Source organism: Desulfovibrio sp. OH1186_COT-070 (assembly GCF_003860215.1).
Lineage (GTDB): Bacteria > Desulfobacterota > Desulfovibrionia > Desulfovibrionales > Desulfovibrionaceae > Desulfovibrio.
Genome location: NZ_RQYH01000023.1, coordinates 24,131 through 35,456, shown reverse-complemented (window position 1 = coordinate 35,456; position 11,326 = coordinate 24,131). Strand labels below are relative to the sequence as shown.

The following is an 11,326-nucleotide window of genomic DNA, read 5'->3' as shown; positions in this document are numbered from 1 at the left end:
CGCTACGCGCTACGCAAAACGAAGCCTTTCCTTCCTTGCCGCCGTGCAAATCAGGTGCATCTCATTGTGGGCAACTATAATTTGACGACACTATCTAAGCGTGGATACGAAAAAATAGCTGTCGTGATTGTCGAGGCGTTTTTTGAACTCCATCAGGCGCAGGCTTGAGCTTTCCTGACTGGCTGGCGAAAAAATGTACTTTTCCGGCAGTGGGCGGAAAAAGGCGTATTTTATGTATTATTTGAGGAGGATGTTATGCAGTTGACTCAAGGTGCTCTGGGCATGCTGCTGGGCGCGACCCTGCTTGACGGTACGGCTTTGGCCGATGATTTTGACGTTCCGACTGGTGCTGAGAATACGATTAAGGTTCATCGGCCCTGCGCGGCAGGCTTCCTCCGCACCACACACAGCCAGAGGTCACAGCCCCAAGGCCGCGCAGAGAGTCTGCACCCGGTGCGTGTATTCATGGGCGGAGCGCAAATGCTCCCGCCACGCCATGCGCAACTGGCGCGCCTGCTCCGGACGCGATTCAAGCCAGGCCAAGCGCGGCAAAAAGTCTTCCGGCCCGTTCAGGCATATTGGCTCCGTCAAATCGTGCGGGAATATCTCCAACCCCGGCGTTGCATCGCTGAGCAGCAGACCGCCGCAGGCCCACACGTCAAAATGGCGCTGGCTCAGGCTGTGGGGCAAAAGCAGACTGGTGACATTGAGCACAGCCGCCGCGCGAGCGTACACCTGTGGCAGAGAGCCGTAATAGTCCACCGGAGGCAGTATTTCCACACCGGGCAGCATGCTCCGCCAGCCCATGTCGCCCAGCAGGCGTACCCCCCCCTCCTGCCCCACGCCGGACGCCAGAAGCCAGCGCAGGCGATTGTCGCGCGAGCAGTCCTCCGCCCCCAGCCCGGCCTGCCGGATGCGCGCGCCGGGCCACAGGGAAAGATTCAGCCTGTCACGCCACCAGAAAAAATGGGGCCCCCCGGACGGCCCCCGGCTGGCATGCAGAACATGGCGGGCCTGATCCGCAATATCCTGCGGCACGCGGGCTGCCGCGAAAAAACGCTCCCGGCCGGGAAAGGCCGAACGCCCGACAAACAGGGGAGTCTTTGTGAACGCGAAAAGTCTCGAAGAATCCGCACTTCCGCCGCCCCACATGTGGGGCGCCACGGCCAGCGGCAGGTGAAAAACCCTGGTTGCGCCCTGTTCCCGCAGTCCGGGCAGAAAGGCGGCGTCCGTCACAAAAAGGCAGGCTTCGCGCCACCAGGGCAAACGCACGCCCGACAGCACATGCCAGGGATTGTCCACAAACCAGAGAGCCACAGGCACACCGAGCGCCCGGCAAAGGCCAAAGATCCGCCCTTCGGCGTCAAGCCCGCGCAGGTTGACAGAGAGCAGCAGTTCCGGCCTGTTTTCGGCCAAAATCTTTTGCCAGCCCGCCACAAAAGCATCGTCCTGCCCGCCTGCTCCCTCCGGCGGCCGGGGAAAATCCTCCAGTACACGGGCAAAGCCGCAAGCGCGCAGGGCTGAACGCAATTCCTGATGCAGAAGCTGCTGCTCTGATCCGGGCAAAAGCACGGCGCGGGGCCGCACGCGCCCCCCTTGCGGCACAGGGGCAATCCGCGCTGCATCCATCCGCCCCAGCAACGGCCCCCAGAAACCAGGATCAAGGCGCAGGCCGGGACGATACATACAGCACCGGCAAACGGCAGCCAGCTCCACTGCGCGCTGTGGCGACACCTCCTGCCAGGAGGCGGGCGGGCAGAACACGTCTTTCCGGTGCTCCGCCAAGGCCGCGCGTACACGCCCGGACTCCAGCCAGAACACGGCAGACGCCCCTTCCAGGCAGGGCAATGCGCGCGGATCTCCGGGGCCGAGGCCCAGCAGGAGCACACCGTCCCCCTGCCCCTGGCATGACCATGCTTCGGGCGTATCAGGCAGGCTCAGGACGTTCCCCGCAAAATCGGGCAGGCTGACGCGCCGTGGCGAACGGAAAAGCGGAGAAGAATCTTTCATGGCGACAGCCACACAGGCAAAAAATGAAGGGCATGCCCGCACGCCGTACGCGGCAGTCATGCTCACAAAACATAGCCAGCCCTCCACTACGGGTCAATGCGGAAATGTGCAGAACACGGCCTGTGCCCACTTGGCGAACGGACAAAAATGGACTATATTTTTCAGCCCTGCAGGGCATTGCCCGCAGCGGCGCGCAAACCCGGACAGCAAGCACGCTTCATGAAGCAGTACCGCGACCACTATTTTCTCAAGGCTAAACGGGAGAACTATCCCGCGCGCTCGGTCTACAAGCTCAAGGAGCTTGACGCCAAATTCCGCCTGTTGCGCAAGGGGCAAAAAGTGCTCGATCTTGGAGCTGCCCCCGGCTCCTGGTCTCTGGACGCCGCAGAAAAAATCGGACCACACGGGCTTGTGCTGGCCTGCGATCTTCAGGCGGTGGACACAGTTTTTCCACCACAGGTCGTTTTCATACAGGAAGATGTCTTCAACCGCTCTGCGGACTTTGAAGCCCGGCTGGACGCGCTCGGCCCCTTTGACGCTGTACTGAGCGACATGGCCCCCCGCACCACGGGCATACGCTGTACGGATCAGGCCCGCTCGCTGGAACTGGCCGAAGAAGCTCTGGCCCTGGCCTGCCTGCGCCTCAAAAAAGGGGGCAACTTTGTGGTCAAAATATTTATGGGGCCGGACGTGCAAAGCCTGCTGACTGCCATGCGCAAAAGGTTCGCCTCGGTCACGTCCTTCAAACCCAAAAGCTCGCGCTCCGAAAGCAAGGAGACCTTCCTTGTGGGGATCGATTTCCAGAAAAGCACTCCAGACTGATCGACGGCAGCCCCGTTTGGCGCGGCGGACGCAATCATAATTCTTTTCAGCAGCATCAATTTTCGGGAGGTTCTGTCTATGGCGGGTCACAGCAAATGGGCAAATATCCAGCACCGCAAAGGCCGGCAGGACGCCAAGCGCGGCAAGGCGTTCACCAAGGCCGCCAAGGAAATCATCATCGCGGCCAAGGCGGGCGGCGACCCCGCTGGCAATCCGCGCCTGCGGGCGGCTATTGCCGCAGCCAAGACGGTCAACCTGCCCAAGGACAAAATTGACGCGGCCATCCGCAAGGGCACAGGAGAAGACGCTGGAGGAGATCTGACCGAAAGCTTTTATGAAGGCTACGGCCCCGGCGGTATTGCCATCATGGTGGAAGTGGCCACGGACAACAAGAACCGCACCGTGGCAGAGGTGCGTCATCTCTTTTCCAAGCACGGCGGGAGCATGGGCGAAAACGGCAGTGTGGGCTGGATGTTTGAGCGCAAGGGCGTGATCAGCGTGGATAAGGCCGCCTATGCCGAAGACAGGATCATGGAGGCCGCTCTGGAGGCCGGTGCGGAAGATGTGCTGGACGAAGGCGATACATGGGTCATCCATACAGCCATGACAGACTTTACCACTGTGCGCGATGCGCTGGAAGCGGCGGATATCGTCATGCAGGAGGCGGTTCTGGCGCAGGTGCCCCAAAATCTGACGGCGGTGGATGCCGACACGGGGCAAAAGGTGCTGCGCCTTATGGACGCTCTGGACGACAATGACGACGTGCAGAATGTTTATGCCAATGTCGACTTTCCCGACGACATGCCCGCAGGCTGACATGCTGCCGGAAAATATTCATGATTCCGGCGGCGGAAACACCCGGCCCTGGGATATCGAATTTCGCGCCCTGAGCGCGGGCTACGGCACGCACAAAGTGCTGGACGACATCACCGCCGTTTTGCCCGGCGGCAGGATTACCGTCATCCTCGGCGGTTCCGGTTGTGGCAAGTCCACCCTGCTGCGTCACATCATCGGCCTGACGCGCCCCCTGGCTGGCACGCTCCTGCTGGGCGGCGCCGATATCTTTTCTCTGGGCAAAACCGGATTCCGACGCCTGCGCCGCAGGATGGGTGTGCTGTTTCAGGACGGAGCCCTGCTCGGCTCCCTGAGCGTGGTGCAGAACGTGACCCTGCCCCTCAGCGAGCATCTGCGCCTGCCCAAAAGCCTTGTGCGCGAAGCCGGGCTGCGGGCTCTGCGCATGGTGGGGCTGGAAGAATTCGCCGACTTCTATCCCAACCAGCTTTCAGGCGGCATGCGCAAGCGCGCGGGACTGGCACGCGCCATTGTGGCCGAACCGCGCGTTCTTTTGTGCGACGAGCCCACGTCCGGGCTGGACCCTGTCACCGCCGCGCGCATGGACGCCCTGCTGCTCTCCATGAGCAGGCGGTATGCCTCCATGACAACTGTGGTGGTCAGTCACGATCTTGCCAGCCTGCGCACCATTGCGGATCATGTGCTGGTGCTGGGCAAGGGTCGCGCCCTGTTTTGCGGAAAACCTGCGGAACTGGAAGCCAGCCCCGATCCCTACCTGCGACAGTTTTTGCAGCGCGAAGCCGGAGAAGTGCAGGACGGCGGCTGGACGCCCCAGGCCCCTGCCGTCACGACGGCGCTGGAACAATGGCTGCAACGCTGACCCTGCGTGCCCACAGGCCGGAGCCAACAGCTTGAAATTTCTCTGCGGCATACATATACTTGACAGGTCTGTCCGCATGCGCAAAGGAGCCGGCACATTATGAACAGCATCCGCGAAACGGCCGTGGGCCTCTTTGTTCTTCTGGGCCTTGCCTGTGTCGCCTACATGACGGTGAAGCTCGGAAAGATGGAGGTCTTCGGCGACCGCGGCTTCGAGCTTTCCGCCTATTTCGACTCTGTTTCCGGCCTGCGGGTGGGCGCTGATGTGGAGATGGCGGGGGTTCCTGTGGGGCGGGTGGTGAGCATCCGCCTTGATCCCGACCCCGTGCGCAATCAGGCTGTGGTGCGCATCCGCCTGCATGAAGACCCGAAGCTTTCCGACGACAGCATGGCTTCTGTCCGCACCAGCGGCCTTATTGGCGACAAATATATCGATCTCTCGCGCGGCGGATCGGACAGAATCCTGGCAGCAGGGGATGTGATCACCGAAACCGAGTCCGCCGTAGACTTGGGAACTTTGATCGGCAAGTACGCCTTTGGAGGTGTCAAATAAATGCGCCGCTCCCTTTTGCCCCTCGCCGGACTGGCATTGGCCCTGGCCTTGGTGTTGCTCTCCCTGCCCGCTGCGGCCGCATCCCCGGCCAGACAGGCTCTGGAAACTTCCATTTCGCGCATTCTCGCGGCGATCAAGAACCCGGACTACGTCAACCCTGTTACCCGCCCCCCCCTGCGACAGCAGATTGAAGACGAAGTTTTGCATATTTTTGACTTCAAGGAATTTTCCTCACGCACGGTGGGGCCGCGCTGGGGCACATTCAGCGCGGATCAGCAGCAACGCTTCAGCGATGCCTTTGCGGATCTGCTCATCAACACCTATCTGAGCAAAATCGACGGATACAACGGCGAACAGATATTCTATTCCGGGGAGGTGCGTTCCCCCCAGGGCGACCGCACCGAAGTGCAGACCGTGGTCACCATGAAAGACGGGAAAAAAATCCCCGTGGCCTACCGCATGTTGCCCAAAAACAACACATGGTTCGTGTATGACGTGCTGATCGAAAACATCAGCCTGGTCAAAAACTACCGCACGCAATTTCAGGACATCCTCAACAGCGCCAGTCCTGACCAGTTGATCGCCAGAGTGCGGGCCAAGGCACAGGAAGCGCAGAATGCTCATGACAAATAAGCTCATCCCGGCGCGTCTTTTGCCATTCGTCCTTTTTTTCGCTCTGCTGTGTGCCCTTGCGCACAGCCCCGCCCATGCCGCCAGGCAGGAGCCTGCTCCTTCGGTTGTTTACGGCAACGCCCCACTGCTGGCACCCGGTGCCGTCACGGTGGCCCCCGCTGGCAGCAGCCTGGACGACTACGACAGTGAACCCATCAGCGCCATTGCGGACCCTCTGGAGCCGTGGAACCGCTTCTGGTTTCACTTCAACGACATCTTTTTTCTGTATATTGCCAAACCAGCCTACGATGCCTGGGTTTTCGTCACCCCCCACCAGTTGCGCGGCGGGCTGAAGAACTTTTTCCACAACCTGCTCTTCCCTGTCCGTTTTATCAACAATATCCTGCAATTCCGCTTTTTTGAGGCCGGGGTGGAATTCGGCCGCTTTGTCATCAACACCACCACCAGCGCGGGCTTTGCCAATGTGGCCGCGCGGCACAAGACCATCGTGCCCGTGGACCCCACAGGCGAAGACTTCGGGCAAACACTGGGGCGCTGGGGCATCGGGCACGGCATCTACATCGTCTGGCCCCTCATTGGCCCCAGTTCGTTGCGCGATACCGTTGGCCGCGTGGGCGACCTTTTTGCGGATCCGCTGTTCTACGTCAATCCGTGGGAACTGGCCAGCGGCGTGGAAGGGGGCTTGCGTTTCAACTCTCTGGATGACGTGCTGCCGCTCTATGGCGACCTGAAGACAGTAGCGGTCGACCCCTACATTGCCATGCGCGAAGCCTATGTGAATTTTCGCAGAACCCAGGTTTTGCGCTGACCATGAGCGGCCCAAGCCCTTCCCTGCCTCATGACGATACCGCGGGCCACCCGGCTCCCCTGCTCCGCCTGGAAGACCTCTCCGTTACTTTCAGAACAGACGCTGGTTCCCTGCACGCTGTCCGCAATGTGAACCTCAGCCTGCCCGACGGCGGCATCACCTGCCTTGTGGGCGAATCGGGCTGCGGCAAAAGCCTGACCGCCAGAGCGGTGCTGCGCCTGCTTCCGGACAATGCGGTTTTGAACGGGCGCGTCCTGCTGCGTGGCGTCAACCTGCCGGATCTGCCGGAAAAAGCCATGCGCACCGTCCGGGGACGGCAAATAGGCATGATTTTTCAGGAACCCATGACCTCGCTCAATCCGGTGCTTACCATCGGCGAGCAGGTAGCCGAGCCGTTGCGCCTGCACCTGAAGCTCTCACGCAGCCAGGCCAGGCGGGAAGTTGCCTCGCTACTTGCGGATGTGGGCATCCCGTCCCCCGCGCAGCGGTACGGCGACTACCCGCACCAGCTTTCCGGCGGCATGCGCCAACGGGTGATGATCGCCATGGCTCTGGCCTGCGGTCCGGACATTTTGCTGGCCGATGAACCCACCACCGCTCTGGACGCCACCATTCAGGGGCAGATCCTGCGCCTTCTGGAAAACCTCCGCCAGAAACGCGGCATGGCTGTGCTGCTGATCACCCACGACCTGCATGTGGCCGCACAAACGGCCGATACCGTGGGCGTCATGTACGCGGGGCGGCTGGTGGAATACGGCCCGGCCAGGGAGTTGTTTGCCCGGCCCCGGCACCCCTACACCAGAGGACTTTTGCAGGCAGCTCCCGGCTTTGCCGCCCGCAGTCTCTCCCGCCTGCCTGCCATTGCGGGCAGTGTGCCGCCTCTCGGCAAAATGCCCGGCGGCTGCCCCTTTCATCCGCGCTGCTCAAAAGCCCTTGACCAGTGTACACAGGCCATGCCCCCGGCCAGTACCGCCGGGCCGCACAGTGTGGCCTGCTGGCGGGAGGTTGCCCCCACAGGCGGGGCATAAACTTTTCGCTTTGCCCGCCGATATGGTTCTGTGCCTGTGCCCGACGGTATTTTTTTGCCGCATGGCCGCCATTCGCAACTCCGGGGGGAAAGATGCTCAGAAAATTCAGCATAGCCGGTCGCATTGTGTTTTTCGTCACTCTGGCGGTTGCCATGATTGCGGCCATGGCCGGACTTTCCTGCCTGATGACGGGCAATATCATTCATGAAGGCACGGCTCTGGCAAAACAGCAGCTTCTGGATGCCCAGCGCGCCCGCATCAAGGATGTCACCCGTTCTTCCGCGCTGGGGCTCGCAGCCATGACTCATGGGCAGCCGGAAGACGAGCAGTTGCGCATTATTGCGGACTTTGTGGAAAAATCGCGCTTTGAAGACGACTCTTCCGGATATTTTTATGTGTACAAAGGCACTGTCTGCGTGGCCCACCCCACGCAGAAAAAACTTCTCGGCAAAGACCTGGCCAATACCGCGGACTCTCGCGGAGTGCGCTATGTGGCGGAATTGAGCAAGGTTTCCGCCAGCGGCGGCGGCTTTGTGGACTTTGTTTTTCCCAAGCCCGGCGCAGGGGATGTTTTCAAACTGGGCTATGCGGAAAATATTGCGGGAACGCCCTTCTGGATCGGCACAGGCGTGTACATTGACAATGTGGACAAGGAAGAATCGCGCCTGTACGCGGCCATGAACGCCCTGTTCACGAGCACTCTCACGGCCTATGGTTCCGGTTTTCTGGCAGTCTTGCTGCTGCTTTTTCTCCCCTTTTCCTGGTTTCTGGTCCGCTCGATCACCCGCCCGCTGGCTGCCGTTACCGCGCACGCCCACGATGTTTCCTCCGGCAATCTTGACCGCGTCATCACGCCTTCGGGCCGGGATGAGGTCAGCGTGTTGGAGCAGGCCCTGCGGGATATGGTGGACAAGCTGAAAAGCCTTATCAGCCATGCCGAAGAAAAAAGCCGTGCCGCCGATATGGCCAGCCAGCAGGCCCAAGCCGCCCGGATCAGCGCGGAACAGGCCAGCCGGGAAGCCCGCGACAAGGCGCAAACCCTGTTTTCCGCAGCGGAAAAACTGGAAGCTGTGGGCGAGGTGGTTTCTTCCGCCGCATCGCAGATTTCGGCCCAGATTCGTCAGGCGGATGCAAGCGCAACGCAATCGGCGCAGCATCTGGCTGAAGCCGCCTCAATCATGCACGACATGAATTCCACCGTGCAGGAAGTGGCCCACAACGCCGCCGCGGCCTCATCGGCTTCGGCGGAAACGCGGGAACGCGCACAGAACGGCGCGGACATTGTGCTCCAGTCCCTGCGCAGCATTCAGGAAGTGCAGCAGGTGGCGGGCATGCTCAAGGACGATATGGCCCAACTCAACGAGCATTCCCAGGCTATCACCCGCATCATGAACGTCATTTCGGATATTGCCGACCAGACCAATTTGCTGGCTCTCAACGCCGCCATTGAAGCGGCCCGCGCCGGAGAGGCGGGGCGGGGCTTCGCGGTGGTGGCCGATGAAGTGCGCAAGCTGGCCGAAAAAACCATGACTTCCACCCATGATGTGAGCGAAGCCATTCAAGCCATCCAGCAAAGCACTGCCAAGAGCGTGGAATCCATGGATATTGCCTTTGAGCAAATCACCAGGGCCACGGACTATGCACAGCAGTCGGGCCGGGCATTGGAGGAAATCGTCTCTACCGCTGACGCGACCTCCACGCAGGTTCAGGTTATTGCGGCAGCCAGCGAAAAGCAGTCCGCATCCAGTGAGGAGATCAACCGCTCCCTGACCCGGACAAACGACATGGCGGACCAGACAGCACAGGCCATGCGCAATGCCACACGGGCCGTGGCCGATCTGGAGGAACAGGCAGGCAGCCTGACCGCCCTGATCGCGGATATCAAGAAATAATCCCTGCCAGGAAAATGATCGACAAAAAAGGGAGCTTGGCTCCCTTTTTTGTCAGGAATTTCTCACCCCAGAAGCAACAAGGATATCTGCGGCGCGATCGTCAGAACGGCCAAGGCCAGCAACATAGCCAGCAAGAAAGGCAGTACCGCCAGGCTGAGCTTCTCAATGCTCATTTTGCTGATGCCACAGGCCACAAAAAGGTTTACCCCTACGGGCGGAGTCAGAAATCCCAAAGCTGCCGAAGTGATCAAAACTATACCGAAATGCGTGGGATCAATACCCGCACTTTTGATGACCGGAAACATCAATGGAGCCAGAATGATAATATTGGCCAGAGCCTCCATGAAGGTGCCTGCAACAAGCATGATGACAATGATTACGGCGAGCAACAGATATTTGTTGTGAGCCACTCCCGACAAAAGGTCACCCACAGCATCGGGAACGCTATAGATCAGCAGAAGTTGTCCCAGAGCACAGGCAACGCACATGATGATAAAAATTGTGGCATTGGTTATGGCTGCGCCTTTCAGTACTTCCCATGCCTTGCCCCATGTCAGGGAACGCAACAATAATCCCTCCGCCATAAGGGCATAAAGAACGGCCACTGCTCCCGCTTCTGTGGGCGTGAATATGCCTCCGTAGATCCCACCCAGCACGATAACTGGTACCAGAAGAGCGTGCTTTGCTTCCCAGATGGCGCAAAAAGTTTCACGCCGGGTAGCTTTGCGGGCAACCACAACAATGCCTCGCCGCCGCACCATAATCCAGGCCGTAACCATCAACACTATGCCTACAAAAATTCCTGGCAAAATGCCCGCAATGAACAGATCACTTACCGACACCCCAACAGTCGTTCCATAAATAATCAAGGGCACACTGGGGGGAATCATAACCCCCAGACACCCCGCAGAGGTATTTACGGCTGCGGAGAAATCCCGCGGGTATCCCTCCCTCGTCATGGCAGGAATCATGATGCCGCCAACGGCAGCCACTGTAGCCGGGCTTGATCCGGACAGCGCGCCGTAAAACATGCAGGTCAAAATACTCACATGGGCCATCCCTCCCGAAATGTGCCCCACCAGGCAGCGGGAAACGCGCAATAATGCGTCAGCCATACTGCCTTTCTGCATAACCTCGCCTGCCAGAATGAACAAAGGCACTGCCAGCAGAGGAAAACTGTCCAGAGAAGAAAAAACTTTCTGCATCATGAATTCCGGGGGCAGATCACCCGCGACCATGCCCACCATGACACCGAGCCCCAGGGCAGCGCAGATCGGAACACTCAAAATCAACAGCACAGCAATCGTCACAGCCGTCAAGATAATGGGGAGTTCCATACAAACCTCTCAACAATGCGAAAACCAGAAAATATCACCACGAGTTGGACATTTCTTCCAAGGCATTTCTTTTTCCGGTTTGTCCTGCGTCATGGTCAGACACTCTGCGCAATACTGCCAGAACGTGATTCACAGCGCGAAAAAACATGCATGCCATGCCAAGCGGTATCACCAGGTAGACAACATACATGGGCATGGACATGGAGGCAGCCACTTGCGCCGACTCAGCCACAAAGATGACCATTTTCCCTCCCCAGACGGCCATGACGGCACAGAAGATCAGAGTAAAGGCAGTGGAGATAATGGTCAGCGCATAATATGCCCGTATCCCGAAGCTGTGCTTGCAGACGCTGATCTCCAGATGTCTGCCTTCCTGGGCGGCCAAGCTTGCCCCCAGAAAAACAGCACAAATAAAAGCGTAACGGGCAACTTCTTCCGGCCATTCCAGAGCGTTGTTCAGAACATAGCGGCAGAACACCTGCAGGGCGATGCAGAGAAACATGACCGTCAGAGCGGCTACAGACATCGCGCCTTCCAGTTTGGAAAAAATTTTTGTCATGGCGTATGTCCTC

11 protein-coding genes and 1 pseudogene are annotated in these 11,326 nt (G+C 59.5%); 9 read left to right on the top strand and 3 right to left on the bottom strand.

All coding sequences use genetic code 11. The features are described 5' to 3' along the window. Positions 1 to 85 (top strand): annotated as a pseudogene (locus tag EII23_RS08395) (IS5/IS1182 family transposase); the annotation flags it as partial. Between the two features lie 332 nt (positions 86 to 417). Here EII23_RS08395 and EII23_RS08390 read toward each other — a convergent pair. Then, on the bottom strand, positions 418 to 2,070 hold the full coding sequence (locus EII23_RS08390) for a glycosyltransferase (RefSeq protein ID WP_260424657.1): 1,653 nt from the start codon (positions 2,068 to 2,070) through the stop codon (positions 418 to 420). A 159-nt stretch (positions 2,071 to 2,229) separates the two neighbouring features. Here EII23_RS08390 and EII23_RS08385 point away from each other — a divergent pair, with 159 nt between their 5' ends. From EII23_RS08385 to EII23_RS08350, 8 genes are all read left to right on the top strand, one after another. After that, the gene (locus EII23_RS08385; RefSeq protein ID WP_124792934.1) at positions 2,230 to 2,832 is read left to right on the top strand and encodes an RlmE family RNA methyltransferase; all 603 of its coding nucleotides are present in this window, start codon (positions 2,230 to 2,232) and stop codon (positions 2,830 to 2,832) included. Between the two features lie 78 nt (positions 2,833 to 2,910). Then, positions 2,911 to 3,648, top strand: a complete 738-nt coding sequence (locus EII23_RS08380; protein WP_124792933.1) for a YebC/PmpR family DNA-binding transcriptional regulator — start codon at positions 2,911 to 2,913, stop codon at positions 3,646 to 3,648. A 1-nt stretch (position 3,649) separates the two neighbouring features. Continuing rightward, positions 3,650 to 4,504: an ABC transporter ATP-binding protein gene (locus EII23_RS08375; protein WP_124792932.1), complete on the top strand. Its 855-nt coding sequence runs from the start codon at positions 3,650 to 3,652 to the stop codon at positions 4,502 to 4,504. A gap of 99 nt (positions 4,505 to 4,603) precedes the next feature. After that, positions 4,604 to 5,056: an outer membrane lipid asymmetry maintenance protein MlaD gene (gene mlaD / locus EII23_RS08370; protein ID WP_124792931.1), complete on the top strand. Its 453-nt coding sequence runs from the start codon at positions 4,604 to 4,606 to the stop codon at positions 5,054 to 5,056. Then, complete coding sequence (locus EII23_RS08365) at positions 5,057 to 5,689, top strand: phospholipid-binding protein MlaC (RefSeq protein WP_124792930.1); 633 nt, start codon at positions 5,057 to 5,059, stop codon at positions 5,687 to 5,689. It begins immediately after the preceding gene. Beyond that, entirely contained in the window at positions 5,673 to 6,497 is an 825-nt protein-coding gene (locus EII23_RS08360) for a VacJ family lipoprotein (protein ID WP_260424655.1), read from the top strand. The genes EII23_RS08365 and EII23_RS08360 overlap by 17 nt, the downstream gene beginning before the upstream one ends. Positions 6,498 to 6,499: 2 nt before the next feature. After that, positions 6,500 to 7,525, top strand: coding sequence for an ABC transporter ATP-binding protein (locus EII23_RS08355; RefSeq protein WP_124792929.1), 1,026 nt, complete (start codon positions 6,500 to 6,502; stop codon positions 7,523 to 7,525). Between the two features lie 92 nt (positions 7,526 to 7,617). Further along, positions 7,618 to 9,417 carry a methyl-accepting chemotaxis protein gene (locus EII23_RS08350; protein WP_124792928.1) on the top strand — a complete coding sequence of 600 codons (1,800 nt, stop codon included), beginning with the start codon at positions 7,618 to 7,620 and terminating at the stop codon, positions 9,415 to 9,417. Between the two features lie 62 nt (positions 9,418 to 9,479). On the opposite strand, the gene EII23_RS08345 is transcribed toward EII23_RS08350, so the two are convergent. Both EII23_RS08345 and EII23_RS08340 read right to left on the bottom strand, forming a co-directional pair. After that, positions 9,480 to 10,754 carry a TRAP transporter large permease gene (locus tag EII23_RS08345; protein WP_124792927.1) on the bottom strand — a complete coding sequence of 425 codons (1,275 nt, stop codon included), beginning with the start codon at positions 10,752 to 10,754 and terminating at the stop codon, positions 9,480 to 9,482. Positions 10,755 to 10,788: 34 nt separating this feature from the next. Continuing rightward, entirely contained in the window at positions 10,789 to 11,313 is a 525-nt protein-coding gene (locus EII23_RS08340; protein ID WP_185702342.1) for a TRAP transporter small permease, read from the bottom strand. Positions 11,314 to 11,326: the final 13 nt, after the last annotated feature.

Bases quoted from the DNA above. Each gene is read 5' to 3' on its own strand.
- EII23_RS08390 (WP_260424657.1), bottom strand. From the start codon at position 2,070: ATGACTGCCGCGTACGGCGTGCGGGCATGCCCTTCATTTTTTGCCTGT.
- EII23_RS08385 (WP_124792934.1), top strand. From the start codon at position 2,230: ATGAAGCAGTACCGCGACCACTATTTTCTCAAGGCTAAACGGGAGAAC.
- EII23_RS08380 (WP_124792933.1), top strand. From the start codon at position 2,911: ATGGCGGGTCACAGCAAATGGGCAAATATCCAGCACCGCAAAGGCCGG.
- EII23_RS08375 (WP_124792932.1), top strand. From the start codon at position 3,650: ATGCTGCCGGAAAATATTCATGATTCCGGCGGCGGAAACACCCGGCCC.
- mlaD (WP_124792931.1), top strand. From the start codon at position 4,604: ATGAACAGCATCCGCGAAACGGCCGTGGGCCTCTTTGTTCTTCTGGGC.
- EII23_RS08365 (WP_124792930.1), top strand. From the start codon at position 5,057: ATGCGCCGCTCCCTTTTGCCCCTCGCCGGACTGGCATTGGCCCTGGCC.
- EII23_RS08360 (WP_260424655.1), top strand. From the start codon at position 5,673: ATGCTCATGACAAATAAGCTCATCCCGGCGCGTCTTTTGCCATTCGTC.
- EII23_RS08355 (WP_124792929.1), top strand. From the start codon at position 6,500: ATGAGCGGCCCAAGCCCTTCCCTGCCTCATGACGATACCGCGGGCCAC.
- EII23_RS08350 (WP_124792928.1), top strand. From the start codon at position 7,618: ATGCTCAGAAAATTCAGCATAGCCGGTCGCATTGTGTTTTTCGTCACT.
- EII23_RS08345 (WP_124792927.1), bottom strand. From the start codon at position 10,754: ATGGAACTCCCCATTATCTTGACGGCTGTGACGATTGCTGTGCTGTTG.
- EII23_RS08340 (WP_185702342.1), bottom strand. From the start codon at position 11,313: ATGACAAAAATTTTTTCCAAACTGGAAGGCGCGATGTCTGTAGCCGCT.